The 16,640-nt window shown below is 33.0% G+C and carries 16 protein-coding genes; 5 read left to right on the top strand and 11 right to left on the bottom strand.

The features are described 5' to 3' along the window. Positions 1-271: 271 nt before the first annotated feature. Entirely contained in the window at positions 272-1,228 is a 957-nt protein-coding gene (locus tag N5E64_RS09750) for an NAD-dependent epimerase/dehydratase family protein (RefSeq protein ID WP_280037344.1), read from the top strand. Between the two features lie 66 nt (positions 1,229-1,294). Beyond that, positions 1,295-2,653 carry an acyl-CoA dehydrogenase family protein gene (locus N5E64_RS09755; RefSeq protein WP_219035144.1) on the top strand — a complete coding sequence of 453 codons (1,359 nt, stop codon included), beginning with the start codon at positions 1,295-1,297 and terminating at the stop codon, positions 2,651-2,653. Between the two features lie 46 nt (positions 2,654-2,699). Here N5E64_RS09755 and N5E64_RS09760 read toward each other — a convergent pair whose 3' ends face one another. The 3 genes from N5E64_RS09760 to N5E64_RS09770 all read right to left on the bottom strand — a co-directional run bounded on the left by N5E64_RS09760 (position 2,700) and on the right by N5E64_RS09770 (position 6,787). After that, positions 2,700-3,200: a YqiA/YcfP family alpha/beta fold hydrolase gene (locus N5E64_RS09760; RefSeq protein WP_280037347.1), complete on the bottom strand. Its 501-nt coding sequence runs from the start codon at positions 3,198-3,200 to the stop codon at positions 2,700-2,702. A 114-nt stretch (positions 3,201-3,314) separates the two neighbouring features. Beyond that, entirely contained in the window at positions 3,315-6,437 is a 3,123-nt protein-coding gene (gene secA, locus N5E64_RS09765) for a preprotein translocase subunit SecA (protein ID WP_280037349.1), read from the bottom strand. A 128-nt stretch (positions 6,438-6,565) separates the two neighbouring features. Next, positions 6,566-6,787 carry a DUF2795 domain-containing protein gene (locus N5E64_RS09770; protein ID WP_019976296.1) on the bottom strand — a complete coding sequence of 74 codons (222 nt, stop codon included), beginning with the start codon at positions 6,785-6,787 and terminating at the stop codon, positions 6,566-6,568. 170 nt (positions 6,788-6,957) lie between these two features. Here N5E64_RS09770 and N5E64_RS09775 point away from each other — a divergent pair, with 170 nt between their 5' ends. Beyond that, entirely contained in the window at positions 6,958-7,899 is a 942-nt protein-coding gene (locus N5E64_RS09775; protein ID WP_219035146.1) for a nitronate monooxygenase family protein, read from the top strand. 60 nt (positions 7,900-7,959) lie between these two features. On the opposite strand, the gene N5E64_RS09780 is transcribed toward N5E64_RS09775, so the two are convergent. The 4 genes from N5E64_RS09780 to N5E64_RS09795 form a co-directional block, all read right to left on the bottom strand. Continuing rightward, positions 7,960-8,859, bottom strand: coding sequence for an MBL fold metallo-hydrolase (locus tag N5E64_RS09780; protein ID WP_219035147.1), 900 nt, complete (start codon positions 8,857-8,859; stop codon positions 7,960-7,962). A 1-nt stretch (position 8,860) separates the two neighbouring features. Continuing rightward, positions 8,861-9,316 carry a GreA/GreB family elongation factor gene (locus N5E64_RS09785; RefSeq protein ID WP_219035148.1) on the bottom strand — a complete coding sequence of 152 codons (456 nt, stop codon included), beginning with the start codon at positions 9,314-9,316 and terminating at the stop codon, positions 8,861-8,863. Between the two features lie 97 nt (positions 9,317-9,413). Continuing rightward, positions 9,414-10,376: a zinc metalloprotease gene (locus tag N5E64_RS09790; RefSeq protein ID WP_219035149.1), complete on the bottom strand. Its 963-nt coding sequence runs from the start codon at positions 10,374-10,376 to the stop codon at positions 9,414-9,416. Between the two features lie 162 nt (positions 10,377-10,538). Continuing rightward, positions 10,539-11,024, bottom strand: coding sequence for a TlpA disulfide reductase family protein (locus tag N5E64_RS09795; protein ID WP_280037360.1), 486 nt, complete (start codon positions 11,022-11,024; stop codon positions 10,539-10,541). A 117-nt stretch (positions 11,025-11,141) separates the two neighbouring features. On the opposite strand from N5E64_RS09795, the gene N5E64_RS09800 reads away from it, so the two are divergent. Next, positions 11,142-11,609 (top strand): DUF4268 domain-containing protein, encoded by a 468-nt coding sequence (locus N5E64_RS09800; protein WP_125350185.1) that lies wholly within the window; start codon positions 11,142-11,144, stop codon positions 11,607-11,609. Between the two features lie 41 nt (positions 11,610-11,650). Here the strand turns inward: N5E64_RS09800 and N5E64_RS09805 are convergent, their stop codons facing one another. Continuing rightward, positions 11,651-12,502, bottom strand: coding sequence for an ATP cone domain-containing protein (locus N5E64_RS09805; RefSeq protein ID WP_125350186.1), 852 nt, complete (start codon positions 12,500-12,502; stop codon positions 11,651-11,653). A gap of 111 nt (positions 12,503-12,613) precedes the next feature. Here N5E64_RS09805 and N5E64_RS09810 point away from each other — a divergent pair, with 111 nt between their 5' ends. Beyond that, positions 12,614-13,198, top strand: a complete 585-nt coding sequence (locus N5E64_RS09810; protein WP_125350187.1) for an alkylphosphonate utilization protein — start codon at positions 12,614-12,616, stop codon at positions 13,196-13,198. A 44-nt stretch (positions 13,199-13,242) separates the two neighbouring features. On the opposite strand, the gene N5E64_RS09815 is transcribed toward N5E64_RS09810, so the two are convergent. The 3 genes from N5E64_RS09815 to menA form a co-directional block, all read right to left on the bottom strand. Then, entirely contained in the window at positions 13,243-14,874 is a 1,632-nt protein-coding gene (locus tag N5E64_RS09815; RefSeq protein WP_125350188.1) for an ABC-F family ATP-binding cassette domain-containing protein, read from the bottom strand. A gap of 105 nt (positions 14,875-14,979) precedes the next feature. Next, positions 14,980-15,660, bottom strand: a complete 681-nt coding sequence (locus tag N5E64_RS09820; protein ID WP_038332212.1) for a metal-dependent hydrolase — start codon at positions 15,658-15,660, stop codon at positions 14,980-14,982. Between the two features lie 17 nt (positions 15,661-15,677). Beyond that, positions 15,678-16,604: a 1,4-dihydroxy-2-naphthoate octaprenyltransferase gene (menA, locus tag N5E64_RS09825; RefSeq protein WP_114999711.1), complete on the bottom strand. Its 927-nt coding sequence runs from the start codon at positions 16,602-16,604 to the stop codon at positions 15,678-15,680. Positions 16,605-16,640 lie beyond the last annotated feature (36 nt).

Genomic DNA, 16,640 nt, shown 5'->3' on the forward strand with positions numbered 1-16,640 from the left:
TAAAGTATTAATAATTCGTGCAATTTTCAACACTTTTGAGGGGAAAAATTAACATTTTTAAAACTTTCAAAACAAAATTCTTTATCATTTAAGATATTTTATATTGTAAAAAGCTTATTAAACAGAAAAATTTTCTATATATATCATTCCATATTTATATATTTAACAAAAAACAATCGATTTCTTTATTAATATCTAAATATTATTTTGTTATATCCATATTCAATAGAAAATCTTTAAATTTGGAGTCAAACAAAAGTAACTTTTTAAAATGGAAACTGATACGATTTTGATCACCGGTGCATTGGGACAAATTGGTTCTGAATTGGCCGAGAAATTAAAAACCATTCATGGAAAAAATAATGTAATTATTTCTGATATACGTGATCCTAAAGATGTTGATTACGATGGTATTTACGAAGTAATTGACGTAATGGATGTTGATCGAATAAAAGAAGTCATTGCAAAACACAATATTAAAACTGTTTATCATTTAGCTGCTCTACTTTCTGGTACAGCTGAAAAAAATCCAATGTTTGGTTGGAAATTAAACATGGACACTTTGCTTACTTTCCTAGAATTAGCGAAAGATAAAGTAATCGATAAAATCTTTTGGCCTTCTTCTATTGGCGTTTTTGGACCAGATACACCAAAAGACAATACACCTCAAAATACAATTCAAACTCCTTCTACGGTTTATGGTATTTCTAAATTATCGGGAGAATATTGGTGCAAATGGTACCAACAAAATCATAATGTAGACGTTCGTTCTGTTCGTTTTCCTGGTCTTATTTCTTGGAAAACTCCTGCTGGAGGTGGAACTACAGATTATGCTGTTGATATTTATTACAAAGCAATCGAGGATGGAAAATATACTTCTTTCTTGAAAGAGGGAACTTATTTGCCTATGTTGTATATGGATGATGCGATTAATGCAATTGTTGAATTAATGTCTGCTGATCCAAAACAATTAGGTGAATTCAAATCTTATAATTTAGGAGGTTTAAGTTTTGCTCCAGAAGATTTAGCAGCAGAAATCAAAAAACATATTCCAAATTTCACAATCGATTATGCGCCAGATTTCCGTCAAGCTATTGCAGATTCTTGGCCGTCTTCTATCGATGATTCTGTTGCAAAAGCAGATTGGGGATTTGAACCAAAATTTGATATCGATAAAATGACAACTACAATGTTAGACAATTTGAAAATAAAATTAGGTAAAGCTTAATTTTTTCTTACAATACAATATTTTAGGAATGCTCTTTGATAATTTTTGGTTAAAAAACCACAAAATATGTCAGGAGCATTTTCTAATTTAAAAAATATCGTCCATCTACTAAAATCTGTTAATTTAGAGCAATTAAATAAAATTTCTCAAAAAGTAGATTTACCTCTTTTAATGGAAAACTTTTCTAAACTTGATGATAAACAACTTCAAGGAATGATGAAAATGTTAAATCCAAATAAAAAACACAAAGAACTTCCTCCAATTGATGGTGATTTCTACGATGTTTTTCACACTTTAACTCCAGAACAGCGTGAATTACAATTAAAAGTAAGAGCTTTTATGGAAAAAGAAGTTAAACCAATTGTTAATGATTATTGGCTTCGCGATCAATTTCCTTTTGAATTAATTCCAAAATTTAAAGAACTCAACATTTGTGGCGTCACTTATGATGGTTATGGTTGTCCAAATTTACCTTTTATTATGGAAGGCGTTTTGGCTATGGAAATGGCTCGTGTAGATGCTTCGATTGCAACTTTTTTTGGCGTACAATCTGGTTTGTCTATGGGATCAATTTATATGTGTGGATCGGAAGAACAAAAAGCAAAATGGTTACCACAAATGCAAAAATTTGATAAAGTTGGAGCTTTTGGATTAACTGAACCCGAAGTTGGTTCTGGTGCGGCAGGAGGTTTAACAACAACGTGTAAAAAAACAGAAGAAGGTTGGATTTTAAACGGTCAAAAGAAATGGATTGGAAATGCGACTTTTGCAGATTTAGTGATTATTTGGGCAAGGGATTTAGATGATGGTGAAGTAAAAGGTTTTATTGTCGAGAATAATAATCCTGGCTTTTCTGTAGAAAAAATTAAAGGAAAAATGGCTTTACGAATTGTTCAGAATGGCTTGATTACTCTGAAAGATTGTTTAATTACAGAAGAAAATCGTTTGCAAAATGCTAATTCATTTAAAGACACGGCAAAAGTATTGCGAATGACGAGAGCTGGAGTTGCTTGGATGGCAACTGGATGCGCTCGTGGAGCATATGAAAGCGCTTTGGATTACACTCGAAATCGAAAACAATTTGGGAAACCAATTGCTTCTTTTCAAATGATACAAGGACATTTAGTAGAAATGTTATCTAATTTAACAGCAATGCAAACTTTAGTTTTTCGCTTATCTGAAATGCAAGACGAGGGAATTTTACTAGACGAACACGCATCTTTAGCTAAAGTTTTTTGTACAATGAGAACACGCGATGTCGTTTCACGAGCACGAGAAGTAATGGGCGGAAATGGAATATTATTAGAGCATGACGTCGCTCGCTTTGTTGCTGACTCTGAAGCAATTTATAGCTACGAAGGCACAAAAGAAATCAATTCACTTATTGTAGGTCGTTCTATCACAGGATTTAGTGCATTTGTATAAATAAAATTTAAAAATCCCAATAAATTAATTTATTGGGATTTTTTATCTACTTTTTGTTCTCCAAAAAAGTTTCAAAAGCTTTTTCGAATTCTTCTAATGTGATTAAATGTGTCATTTCAGCATCAAAAATCTGTTCGATATTTCCGTTTTGTTTTTGAAGATTTTCTACAAATTCAATCTGAAATTTTGGTTCGATCACATCATCTTTTAATCCTGTAAAAATTAAATTTGATTTTGTTGGAACTCCTTTTAATAATTGTTCTGGCAAAAAAGGTTTTAAACGTTCTACCGCTATTACAGCAGGATTAAACATCAAAACTGGAACATTTAACAATAATCCCAAATAATAACTTATCATTCCGCCTAAACTTGTCCCTGCAATAAATTCGATTGGTTCCTTTGTAAAATGTTCAATCAAATCTTGAATCAAAGTTGGAGCATTATCGTAATCAATTGATGGTGCATAACATTCTCCCAAAGAATCTAAATATTCTCTCTTTTCATCTGTTACAAAACCTTGGTAGCCGTGTAAGTATGCAAATTTCATTTGTTTAAAATTTTAATAATTTGATACTGAAAACTTTCAGTAGTTAATGTAAAAATACTAAAAAACCCTTTCCGAAAATTTCAGAAAGGGTTAAAAGTTATATAAAAAATCTTTTTAGTTTACTGATTCAGTTTCCTCTACAGATTCTTCTTTTTGAGTATTTGGTAATTCTCCTTTGAACAAGAACGAAATAATTTCTTTATTCACTGTATCCAACATTCTTTGGAAGATATGGAAAGATTCTTGTTTGTAAACAACCAACGGATCTTTTTGCTCGTAAACCGCATTTTGAGACGTTTTACGTAAGTCATCAACATCACGTAAGTGCTCTTTCCAGTTATCATCAATCAAACTTAAAACAACAGATTTTTCGAAATCTTTGATTAAAGTTTTACCTTGAGATTCGTATGCTTCTTTCAAATCACAAACAACTGTCATTTGACGAATTCCGTCTGTAAATGGCACTTGAATACGAGAGAACATATGTCCTTGATTTTCGAAAACATTAGAAATTACAGGGAAAGCTGTTTCTGCAACATATTTCATACGTGCTTTGTAATCTTCAATTGCTGCGTCGTATGTAATATTTGTTAAATCTTTGATTGATTTAGATCTAAATTCATCTTCTGTAACAGGAGTTCCCATTGTAAAGAATTTAATTAAATCTAATTCATATTGACCAAAATCTTCGAAATCTTTGTTAGATTTTACAACAGAAGCTGCAACATCATAAATCATGTTTGCAATATCAACTTCCAAGCGATCTCCGAATAATGCATTGTGACGACGTTTGTAAATTACTTCACGTTGTTTGTTCATTACATCATCATACTCTAACAAACGTTTACGAATACCGAAGTTGTTTTCCTCCACTTTTTTCTGCGCACGCTCGATAGATTTTGTAATCATAGAATGTTCAATCACATCTCCATCTTTATGTCCCATACGGTCCATTAATTTTGCAATTCTTTCTGAACCGAATAAACGCATTAATGAATCTTCTAATGAAACGAAAAATTGAGATGATCCTGGATCTCCTTGACGACCAGCACGACCACGTAACTGACGGTCTACACGACGAGAATCGTGACGCTCTGTACCAATAATTGCTAAACCTCCAGATTCTTTTACCTCTTGGATTAATTTAATATCGGTACCACGACCAGCCATATTCGTTGCAATAGTTACAGCTCCTGGTTTACCAGCTTCTGTTACAATATCGGCCTCGCTTTTGTGTAATTTCGCATTTAAAACATTGTGATTAATTCCACGTAATTTTAATGCTTTTGATAATAACTCAGAAATCTCAACATTAGTTGTTCCAACTAAAACTGGACGTTTGTCATCTTGAGATAAACGAACAATTTCCTCGATTACTGCTTTATATTTTTCACGATTTGTTTTGAAAACAATATCGTTTTTATCGTTACGTAAAATTGGGCGGTTTGTTGGAATAGAAACAACATCTAATTTGTAAATTTCCCAGAACTCACCTGCCTCAGTTTCCGCTGTACCAGTCATACCTCCTAACTTATTGTACATACGGAAATAGTTTTGTAATGTAATTGTCGCAAACGTTTGTGTAGCTGCTTCAATTTTTACATTCTCTTTCGCTTCAATTGCTTGGTGCAATCCATCAGAATAACGACGACCATCCATAATACGACCTGTCGATTCGTCAACGATTTTAACTTCACCTTCCACCACTACATACTCGATATCTTTTTCGAATAATGTATATGCTTTTAACAATTGGCTTAATGTATGAATACGTTCAGATTTGATTGAGAAGTCACGGAAAAACTCTTCTTTCATTTGAAGAATTTCTTCTTTAGTTTTCCCTGAATTTTCAATCGCTCCAATATTTGTCGAAACATCTGGTAAAATGAAGAAATTTTCATCTTCCATTCCTTTAGACAAATACTCGATTCCTTTATCTGTTAAATCTGATTGATTTTGTTTTTCATCAATAACAAAGTATAAATGCTCGTCAACTTTTGGCATTTCACGGTTATTATCCTGAATAAAATGCGCTTCTGTTTTTTGTAATTGAGCACGAATACCATCTTGAGATAAGAATTTGATTAATGGTTTGTATTTTGGTAAACCACGGTAAACTTGGTATAATTTAAAACCACCTTCTTTTAAATCTCCTTGTTTGAATAATGTTTTTGCTTCGTTCAATGTTTTTCCTAACATCTCACGTTGCATTTGATATAAACGATCAATTTTTGGTCTTAATACATCAAATTCGTGACGATCTCCTTGTGGAACTGGACCAGAAATAATCAATGGTGTACGAGCATCATCAATTAAAACTGAATCGACCTCATCGACAATCGCAAAATTTAATTCACGTTGTACCAAAGCATCTGGAGTGTTTGCCATATTGTCACGTAAATAATCGAAACCAAATTCGTTATTTGTTCCATAAACAATATCAGATGCATACGCATCACGACGTCCTGGAGAGTTTGGTTGGTGATTATCGATACAATCTACTGATAAACCATGGAAAGAGAAAATAGGACGCATCCACGCCATATCTCGTTTTGCCAAGTAATCATTCACCGTTACTAAGTGAACTCCACGACCTGTTAATGCATTTAAGTAAATTGGTAAAGTTGCAACCAACGTTTTACCTTCCCCTGTTTGCATCTCCGCAATACGACCTAAGTGTAAAGCCGTACCACCAATAAACTGAACATCGTAATGAGACATATCCCATGTTACTTGACGACCAGCTGCATCCCAAGAGTTTTTCCAGATTGCAGTGTTATCATCTTTAAGAGAAACGAAATCGTGTCCACGATTTACCAAAACTTTATCAAACTCAGAAGCTGTAACTTCTAACGTTTCGTTTTCAGTAAAACGTTTCCCTGTTTCGCGCATTACAGCAAAAGCTTCTGGTAAGATTTCTAATAAAATCTTCTCTTCTACTTCGTATGCTTCTTTATTGATTTTATCAATTTTAGCGTATAAATCTTCTTTTACACCAAAATCTTCTGTTTCCTCAACTTGTTTTTTTAACTCTTCAATTTGAGTTTTGAAATCTTTAGTCGCATCAGCTAATTTAGCTTTAAACTCTAAAGTTTGCCCTCTTAATTCATCAATTGATAATGAACTAAGCTTTTGACCAGCTTCATTCGCTAAGTCAACATATTTTCGTAATTCTTTTACATCTTTGGCATTCTTATCACCTAAGAAACCTTGTAAAATTTTGTTTAAAATATTCATATTTTTCTGCGTTCTTCGTCAAAATTAGCCACAATATATTTGAGACTAATTAAGATGCAAATATACGTTAACTATGTTAGTTATAGATTATAGAATCGAAAAAAGCCCCAATTTGGGCTTTTTTATTTTTAATATTCGTCCTCGTTCCAAAGGAAATCGTCGTCCGTTGGATAGTCAGCCCAAATTTCTTCAATGCTTTCGTAAGAATCTCCTTCATCCTCAATAGATTGTAAGTTTTCTACAACTTCCAAAGGTGCACCAGTACGAATTGCGTAATCAATTAATTCATCTTTTGTTGCTGGCCAAGGTGCATCACTTAAATAAGATGCTAATTCTAAAGTCCAATACATAGCTTATATTTTTTATTATTAGTAGAGACAATTAAACTCTAATTTATTTTCTAAAATTTGATTTTTTGCAAATCAAATAATCTGCCAAAGTCAAACTGTCAGTATTTATGTTAAAATTAAATTTTTTCGTTCTCTATATTTATTTAATTTTATGCCTAAATATAACGAAAATGGACACGAATATAACAAAATTATTTGCAATAAAATATCCAATTATTCAAGGTGGTATGATTTGGAATAGTGGTTGGCGATTAGCGTCAGCTGTAAGTAATGCTGGAGGACTAGGTTTAATAGGTGCTGGAAGCATGTATCCTGATGTTTTACGCGAGCATATAAAGAAGTGTAAAGCTGCTACAAATCATTCTTTTGGCGTTAATGTTCCAATGCTTTATCCGAATATTGAAGAAATTATGCAAATTATTGTGGAGGAAGGTGTAAAAGTTGTTTTTACTTCTGCCGGAAATCCAAAAACGTGGACAGAAACTTTAAAAAAAGAAGGAATAACTGTTGCACATGTTGTCAGTAGTGCCAAATTTGCATTAAAATCTCAAGATGCAGGAGTGGATGCTGTCGTGGCAGAAGGTTTTGAAGCTGGCGGACATAATGGCAGAGAAGAAACCACTACACTTTGTCTTATTCCGAATGTGAAACGTCAAATCGATATTCCATTAATTGCTGCTGGAGGAATTGGAACAGGTTCTCAAATTTTAGCAGCATTTGCATTAGGTGCAGATGGAGTACAAATTGGTTCTCGTTTTGCTGCAACTCAGGAATCTTCTGCTAATCAAGCTTTCAAAGATGTGATTGTAAATGCGCAAGAAGGTGACACGCAACTTACATTGAAAGAATTGGCTCCTGTTCGATTGATTAAAAATGAGTTTTATAATCAAGTTCAAGAAAAATATCAACAAGGCACAACCGCAGAAGATTTGAAAGAACTTTTGGGTAGAGGACGTTCTAAGAAAGGAATGTTTGAAGGCGATTTGGTAAATGGAGAATTAGAAATTGGTCAAGTTTCGTCATTAATCGATTCTATTCCGACAGTTGCAGAAGTTTTCGACGATTTATTAGTAGATTATCAAGTTGCAAAAGATAAATTAATTCGATTATAATCATCGTTCAGTTTTAAACACTATAAAAAAGCTGTCAAAAATTTTTGACAGCTTTTCGTTTTATAATCTTCCTTGTTCTTTTAATTTCCAATAACGCATTAGTCCATTAACAGACATCCAGCATGGATTGGCATATTCATACACCTGAATTTGATCTTCTGTTAAACCTAAGTCTTTATAGTTTTTTGTGACATAATCGACAAAAACAGGGACAATTTCTTCGGTCGGAATTTTATCATCATACATCGGTTTGATATAATTTGACCAATCATCTAAAGCTTTTTCTAATTGATCAAAATGATTTTCTAAATCTTCGTGATAACCATAATGCGTCGGATAAATTCCTTTTGCATTAATTTTTCTCAATTTAGCAATCGATTCTTTCCACAATTCAATATTAATATCTGGCGGCGGACAAGGAGGCGAAACAGGTCCATTTTCTATCTTCACCCCCGCTACATCACCTGTAAAAATAACATCGTCTAACACATAAGCATTGTGATGAACAGCATGTCCAGGCGTATAAACAGTCTGAAAAACAGCATCACCAAACTCCACACTTTGTCCATCTGCCAAACCAACCAAATATTCTTCGTCAATTGGTTTCATTTCTCCCCACAAACGATCCATATCGTCACCATAAATCATTTTTGCAGATTCCCACAATTTCTCAGGATTTTTCAGATGCGGTAAACCAATCGGATTTAAAAAAATTGTTGCGCCATGTTCTGTAAATTTCCATGCAGCACCAGCGTGATCAAAATGAATATGTGTAATTAATATGTTTTCAATATCGATTACCCGCCAACCTAAAGCTTCTATTCCTGTTTTCAGATTTTCGAAAGTGGAGTATGGGCCCGGATCGACTAAAACCGGTCCCTGTTCTGTTTCGATTAAATAAGTTGCGATAGCTTCCTTTTCATTTTGAAAATTCAGGTCTATTGTATGTATTTTTGGCATGCTATAATATTTCTTCTATGGTATATTTTATTCCATTAAATTCTATTTTATCGCCGGCTCGTTTTCCAACCAACGCTTCAAAAATAGGTGCTTGTGTACTAATTCCTACAAACTTTTTATTTTCCCATTCGAAATCTTTGAAAGATAAACCAATGACAAAATTAACTTTGTCAGTCAAAACAACATTTCCTTCCGTTATTTCATCAATCAACTCAGGGCGAAGTACTCTGAAGTTATTTAAATCTTCTGTTGCTTGATTAATTCTTATTTGTAAATTTCTGGCGGAATCTGTCGACTGACTTTGTTGTGCAAAATCATCAAGCTCTAAACTCGATTCTTCATCTAAATCAGCACTTTCAGTATAAATTCGCTCCGATTCTTTTAAGGCGTTTATTTCATCTTGTTTAAGTTGAATAAGATGCTGAATGACATCTTTTCTGATATGTTTTTTATTCATTTTTGTAGTTTTAAGTTTAGATAAACTTACAAAAAATAAAAAACTCCTGAACTATTCATTCAAGAGTTTTTTACTACTATATTTAATTATCCTGATGTTATTGAGCGAAGCTATAGCGTGCACCTCCCGGACTGAAAATAGATAACATTCTACTTTTTTGTCCTTCAGAGAACATATATAATCCTCTATCGTCACTATAATCCATATAATTCATGGTCATTTCGACAGGAGATCCTGAACATGTACTATAATGAGGGTATGCAGGGACACCATAGTTTGGTGCATTATGATAAGGCGTATCGTTCACATAATCTGTTAGACATCCACCACCATCTCCCCAAATGTGACGTAAATTCATCCAGTGCCCAACTTCATGAGTAGCTGTTCTCCCTAAATTGAACGGGTAAGTTGCTGTTCCTGTATTTCCAAAATATCTTGAATCAATTACCACTCCGTCTGTTGCAGAACTACCCCCGGGAAATTGTGCATAACCCAGAATACCACTTCCGATTGTACAAACCCATAAATTAAGTTTTGTTGTAGGGGAAGTTGGCAGAATTCCTGTACTTTTCTTCATGGCATCATTTGTTCCCCAAGAAGTTTTTGTTGTTTGTTTTCTGTTCACCGTTTCTAATTCAAATTTAATCCCAACATTTGCTTTTACATTTGAAAACAAAGCGGGTACCTGTGAAAAATCAGCATTCTGTGCATTGAAATCTTTATTTAAAACATCAATTTGAGATTGAATCTGAGCTAAAGAAATATTTTCAGCGGCCGTTTTATACAAAACATTTACAACAACAGGGATAACAATAGTTCCATTGACTAGTTTTCCTTGCATTTTTTCAAAGTTTTGGGCATGGGCTTCAATATCTGCCATTTTTGAGGCCAGATTAGGATTTTCTGATAGCTGTAATTTTAAAACTTCATCAGAAGCGCACGTTCGACTTGCAACTTTTTGATTAGCAGATTCTGCTTGAGGATCCATTTCGTTTTTAGTGTCATCACTACAAGCTGTGAATACAGCAAGTGTAGCTAATGTAAAGATAAGTTTGTTCATATTATTGTTATTTAATTAGTGTTATTTAATTAGTGTCTACTAAAAATACAATAATATTTATTAAAAACATGAATAAAATCATATTTTAACAATAGAAACAATTACAGGTACATAATAGTTTGCAAGAATGGAAGTTAAATTGAAAAAATATCACATCTGATTTTATGGAAGAATTTCATTGATTTCATCCTCCAGTTCATATTTGGTCATGGCTTGATCATGAAAAACAACTTTTTCTCCTTTATTGTAAATAATTGTAACAGGAATATTTCCACCCCACTTGGAATCGAAAGAAGGAATCCATTCATTCATCCGCTTGGTGTCATCCAGTAAAACAACTTCTGTATTGATGTGATAATCTGTTATAAATTTCTTTACTTTATCCAATACTTTTGGTCGATCCAAAGATACCAACAGCATTTTGAAATTGGGATTGTCTTTGTATTTTTCATTAATTTCCATAAATGCAGGAATTTCTTCAACGCAAGGCGCACACCATGTTGCCCAAAAATTAACGACAACAACTTGATCTTTATAAGTTGTGATTTTTTCGTGTAAAGCTTCATATTTTACAGTTTCCACAGATTGTGCATTTACAGTAGAAAAAGCCAAAATTCCCATTAAACCAAGGAAAGAAAATAGTTTCATATTTACTTTTTAAAAATATTTGTTCAAATGTAATAGAACAAGAATCAATCCAAGCTATTTTTCTCGAAATTTTGTTGAATAGAATATTAAACCGATTTTTGTAAAAAAATAATCAATTTGTTTTCAAAAGAAGATGCTTATCGCATAAAAAAGGATTTTTGGATTTCGTATGGAACGTATATGAAATTGCAGATGAATGCCGAAGGAACGCGTATTAATTGGATAAATTACAAAACGGATATAAAAGGTGTTTATTTTAGAACGGATGTCGAACGCAAGTTTGCAGAGGTTTCGATTGAAATTTCGCATCCAGATCCGTCAGTTCAACTGATGATCTATGAACAGTTTGAGGAATATGAAAATGTTTTGGAAAATTATCTTGGCGAAAAATGGATTTGGACAAAAGAAGATTATGACGAAGACGGAAAAATGATTTCGACAATAAAAATACGTTTAGAAAACATTAGTATTTTTAGAGAAACCGATTGGCCGCAAATTATTCCGTTCCTAAAAGATCGAATGATTAATTTGGATGAATTTTGGTGCGATCACAAAGATAGTTTTGAGATTTTTAAAGAATTATAAAGCAAAAGAAGCTCAATATTGAGCTTCTTTTTTATTTCATTTTAAGCAATTTCGCACGTAAAATTCTCGATTTCTAACAATTCATTCGTTTCTTCCAAAACTTCGTTTCGTTGTTCTTGAGACAAATTTAATGAATCTAAAAACTTATTATTTTGTTTTAAATCTTTCACCAAAATACATTCTTTTGACAAAAGAACTTTTTCTTGCTCTGGCGTCAAAGTCGTTAAACATGTAATTGGATACAAAGCCGCATTATCAACCAAATATTTGATACTATTTGTTTCTGGATAATCCCAAGAAATTAATCCAATTCCATAATAATTTGCAAAATCTATACTATCAGTTGTCAAATAAGCATTTGTTACCAAGAAACCTTTTGTTGGTTTCATATCTCGTCCAAAAAAATGATACGTATGACCTTCTACATCTTTCATTCGTGATAAAAAATACATCGGTGTTGTCACCGAAATTTTGGCATCTTCGTCATTTCTAAATTTACATTCACAGAAAAGTAACTGATCACCTTTAGAAGCCACCACATCTATTTCGTGCGTTACCGCATTTCCTTGTACAATTTCTGAATGCAAAGATTGATATCCTGCCGCTTGCATCACTTTTCCAATCCACTTTTCGAAATAGTATCCTTCTGGTCCCAAATCTCGCAAAGCTCTTTTCAAGCTATAACGCGCCGCATACGAATTTCTATAATTTTTGAGATGGGCAAAAGCAATTTTATACAATTCTCTTGTCGGAATACCCTCGTAAAGATCTTTCGAAACTAATTCGAAAACTTCTTCAACTTCCTCTTTTTTTGCGCCAGATTTCGTTAATGAACGTTTTAAAGCTTTTGGATTATATGGAATTAACTCACCTGAGTTTTTCTTTACTAACATATTTTAAGGTTGAATTTTATTCTTAACGAATTTAAATAATTCTGATTAAAAATCCTTAAAAGTTTAAATTCTAAATATAAGGTTATCTTTGCAAAGCTTTAAAATCAACATATGAAATTAGAAACATTTTTACAAGAAAGAAGTGGCAACCAATGTGAGTTGACAGGATTTACAGAAGATTTAGCTATTTATGAAGTGAATCCTGATGCAAGTAGTAATCCAGACAGAAATGTCTATATAACTCAAAAATGTATTAATCAGATTGAAAAAAGAGAAGAATTGGATGCATCTTTTTGGGAATCATTCTTACTTTCTTCTATGTGGAGTGAGGTTCCTTCTGTACAAGTGCTTTCTTGGAGAATATTGAATCGCTTTAGAAACGAGTCTTGGGCTGCTGATGCTTTAGACATGATGTATTTAGATGACGAAAATATGGAGTGGGCAAAAGCTTCTGGAGATCATGAAGGAGATGGGAGTGTTGATTTGCACAAAGATAGCAACGGGAATATTTTGGTGAATGGAGATACGGTGACATTGATTAAAGATTTGGATGTAAAAGGTTCTTCTATCAATGCAAAAATTGGAACTGCTGTTCGAAACATTCGTTTAGTTCATGATAATACCGAACAAATTGAAGGAAAAGTTGACGGACAATTAATCGTTATTTTAACGAAATTCGTGAAGAAACAAGCATAAAAAAATCCACTCAGTTGAGTGGATTTTTTGTTTTTATCTAAAATTTACTTTTCTATTTCTTTCAAGTTCTCCATTTTCTTTGTTGCAAGAAAACCTTTGATATCTTCGAAATGTTCTTTGACACGTTTATTTCCAAATTCGAAAACTTTTTCTACCAATCCATCTAGGAAATCACGATCGTGAGAAACTAAAATTACTGTTCCTTCAAATTCTTTCAACGCATCTTTGATAATATCCTTTGTTTTCATATCCAAGTGATTTGTTGGCTCATCTAAAATCAAGACATTATAAGGTTCTAACAACAATTTTACCATTGCCAAACGTGTTTTTTCTCCTCCAGAAAGCACTTTTACTTTCTTATCGATATCATCACCTTTGAACATGAATGCACCCAAAATATTTTTAATTTGTGTTCTGATATCACCTTCTGCAATGCGATCTACAGTTTCGAAAATAGTTAAATCTTCATCTAATAAAGCGGCTTGATTTTGAGCAAAATATCCGATTTGTGCATTATGACCAATTTCTAATTTTCCTTCGAAATCAATTTCATTCATAATCGCTTTAATCATTGTTGATTTTCCTTCACCATTTTTCCCAACCAACGCCACTTTTTGTCCTCGTTCGATGACCATATTTGCATCCTTAAACACAATATGATCACCATACGATTTATCTAAATTTTCGACTACAACAGGATATTGCCCAGAACGTGCAGCCGCAGGAAATTTCAATTTCAAAGCTGAAGTATCAACCTCATCAACCTCAATAATATCTAACTTTTCTAACATACGAACTCGTGATTGCACTTGTTCTGTTTTAGAAAAAGTCCCGCGAAAACGTTCGATAAATAATTTATTTTCGGCTATGAATTTTTGTTGCTCATCATAAGCTTTTTGCTGATGAATTCTACGATCTTGACGCAACACTAAATAATCAGAATATTTTGCTTTGTAATCATAAATTCGTCCCATTGTAACTTCAATAGTGCGATTTGTAATATTATCGACAAACGTGCGGTCGTGCGAAATCACCATAACAGCTTTGGCTTGATTTTTCAAGAAATCCTCTAACCATTGAATTGATTCGATATCCAAGTGGTTTGTAGGCTCATCTAATAAAATCAAATCTGGTTTACGCAAAAGAATTTTAGCCAATTCGATTCGCATACGCCAACCTCCCGAAAACTCAGAAGTTGATCGATCCAAATCTTCTTGCGCAAATCCCATTCCTTTCAAAACCTTTTCCACTTCGGCTTCGTAATTTACTTCTTCTATCGAATAAAATTTTTCACTGACTTCCGAAACGCGCTCGATTAGCTTCATATAATCATCACTTTCGTAATCAGTTCGTACAGTTAATTGCTCATTTAATTTATCAATTTCATTCTTCATTGATAAATATTCGGCAAAAGCTTTTGACGTTTCTTCGCGAACAGAACAATTATCTTCGGTTAACAAATGTTGTGGCAAATATGCAATTACCGCATCTTTTGGTGCTGAAATATTTCCCAAAGAAGGTTTATTGATTCCTGCAACAATCTTAAGTAAAGTAGATTTTCCTGCACCATTTTTACCCATTAAGGCAATTTTGTCATTTTCGTTTATCACAAAACTAACTCCACTAAACAACGTTGAAGAACCGAATTGAACGGCAATATCATTAACTGTAATCATATATTTTATCGAATAATTGCAGCAAAGATAATCTTTTTCAACCGAGATCAAATCAATAAAAAAGCTTGAGATTATCTCGAGCTTTTATATATTGTAAAGAATTTCTTAAACCGTTAAATCTTCGCCAATTTCTAATAAAATCAATTGAATATGACGCGAAAAGAAAATAGATTTCGCTTCTGCTTTATCAATTTTAATTGGTGGAAAAGTATCATAATGATAACCCAAAACCTTAGTTGCTTGCACGTATTCTGCCGCAATAGAAGCACTTTTTGCCCCCATCGTAAAATTATCTCCGATTGGTAAAATTGCTAAATCAAGTTGTCCAATTGTATCCGGAATCAACTTCATTTCGTATGTCAAAGCTGTATCACCAGCGATGTAAACTCGCTTTCCTTCACTTTCGATAATGTAACCATTTGGATCTCCTCCATATGTTCCATCAGCAAATGAACTCGAATGAAATGCAATTGTAGATTGAATCGAACCAAAATCAAAACTAAATTTACCACCTGTATTCATTCCGTGTGCTTTTAAACCTCTTTCCGAATAATAAGAAGCAATTTCTGCATTCGAAATAATCAAAGCTCCTGTACGTTTTGCCAATTCTTCCACATCATACACATGATCTTGATGCGCATGCGTAATAACAATATAATCCGCTTTTAAACTTTCGAAATCGATATTCTTTGCTAATTCATTTGGTGTAATAAATGGATCAACAATAATGTGTTTACCGTTTGCTTCAATCGCAAGCGAGGCATGTCCTAAATATTGAATTTTCATTATATATTTTTTTGTGATTAACGAATTAAAGTATCAATAAAATCGAAACCGATTAAACTATATCCTAATAATACAGCGAAAAATAAAGCTAACATTGCTACTTGTTTCAAGAATGGATCGAAATCTTTAGGATCTTTTACTGCAAAAATTTGACGACGAATGGCGTTCGCAAAAAAGATTAAAATTAAAAATACAAAACCAGATAATTTACCTTGTTTAAGTGGTGACATCGTTACATATAATGCGCTTAATGCGAACGGAATCGTCATTAAAGCCATTTGGTAATATTTACTTTTTTGAAAACCTAATTTTGATGCAACAGTAATTTTATTGTTTTTGACATCATTTTTCACATCTCGCATATTGTTCAAATTTAGCACTGCTACACTCCAACATCCCATCGAAGCTGCAGGTAATAAAATTTGCCATTGAAAAACTTTAGAATATAAAAATTCTCCACCAGCAACAGCTAAAATCCCAAAGAATAAGAACACAAAAACATCACCTAAACCAATATATCCGTATGGTTTTTTTCCCATTGTATAAGCCATTGCTGCAAAAATAGACGCAACTCCCAGTCCAAGAAAAATGTAAATATATTTCATATCATTTGGATAAAAAGATACATACAACAATGCTGAAACGCAAGCTAAAGAAATTGCAACCATAATTCCAATAGCTATTTTCATTTGGTTTTGAGTTATCAATCCAGATGCTACAGCACGCTGCTCTCCTACTCTATTTGCGTCCGTTCCTTTTACCGCATCGCCATAATCATTCGCGAAATTTGATAAAATTTGGAAAGCCAAAGTTGTTAAAAGAGATAAGAAAAATATATCATTTCGAAAAATTCCTTCTGATTTTGCAATAAATCCAGCCAATAATAATCCACTCAAAGAAAGTGGTAATGTGCGAAGCCTTGCGGCTAATATCCATTTTTTCATACTGAACAAAGATAATGAAGATTTTACTTTTTTTAT

The sequence above is a fragment of the Empedobacter sp. GD03739 genome (assembly GCF_029843245.1).
Taxonomy (GTDB): domain Bacteria; phylum Bacteroidota; class Bacteroidia; order Flavobacteriales; family Weeksellaceae; genus Empedobacter; species Empedobacter falsenii_B.

Excerpts from the sequence above, each read along its gene's own strand:
- N5E64_RS09815 (WP_125350188.1), bottom strand. The coding sequence starts at position 14,874 with ATGATTACAGTTAATGATATTGCCGTTCAATTCGGTTCTTCAACGTTG.
- secA (WP_280037349.1), bottom strand. The coding sequence starts at position 6,437 with ATGAATATTTTAAACAAAATTTTACAAGGTTTCTTAGGTGATAAGAAT.
- N5E64_RS09780 (WP_219035147.1), bottom strand. The coding sequence starts at position 8,859 with ATGCCAAAAATACATACAATAGACCTGAATTTTCAAAATGAAAAGGAA.
- N5E64_RS09750 (WP_280037344.1), top strand. The coding sequence starts at position 272 with ATGGAAACTGATACGATTTTGATCACCGGTGCATTGGGACAAATTGGT.
- N5E64_RS09755 (WP_219035144.1), top strand. The coding sequence starts at position 1,295 with ATGTCAGGAGCATTTTCTAATTTAAAAAATATCGTCCATCTACTAAAA.
- N5E64_RS09790 (WP_219035149.1), bottom strand. The coding sequence starts at position 10,376 with ATGAACAAACTTATCTTTACATTAGCTACACTTGCTGTATTCACAGCT.
- N5E64_RS09820 (WP_038332212.1), bottom strand. The coding sequence starts at position 15,660 with ATGAAAATTCAATATTTAGGACATGCCTCGCTTGCGATTGAAGCAAAC.
- N5E64_RS09810 (WP_125350187.1), top strand. The coding sequence starts at position 12,614 with ATGAAATTAGAAACATTTTTACAAGAAAGAAGTGGCAACCAATGTGAG.
- N5E64_RS09775 (WP_219035146.1), top strand. The coding sequence starts at position 6,958 with ATGGACACGAATATAACAAAATTATTTGCAATAAAATATCCAATTATT.
- N5E64_RS09770 (WP_019976296.1), bottom strand. The coding sequence starts at position 6,787 with ATGTATTGGACTTTAGAATTAGCATCTTATTTAAGTGATGCACCTTGG.
- N5E64_RS09805 (WP_125350186.1), bottom strand. The coding sequence starts at position 12,502 with ATGTTAGTAAAGAAAAACTCAGGTGAGTTAATTCCATATAATCCAAAA.
- N5E64_RS09795 (WP_280037360.1), bottom strand. The coding sequence starts at position 11,024 with ATGAAACTATTTTCTTTCCTTGGTTTAATGGGAATTTTGGCTTTTTCT.
- N5E64_RS09785 (WP_219035148.1), bottom strand. The coding sequence starts at position 9,316 with ATGAATAAAAAACATATCAGAAAAGATGTCATTCAGCATCTTATTCAA.
- N5E64_RS09760 (WP_280037347.1), bottom strand. The coding sequence starts at position 3,200 with ATGAAATTTGCATACTTACACGGCTACCAAGGTTTTGTAACAGATGAA.
- menA (WP_114999711.1), bottom strand. The coding sequence starts at position 16,604 with ATGAAAAAATGGATATTAGCCGCAAGGCTTCGCACATTACCACTTTCT.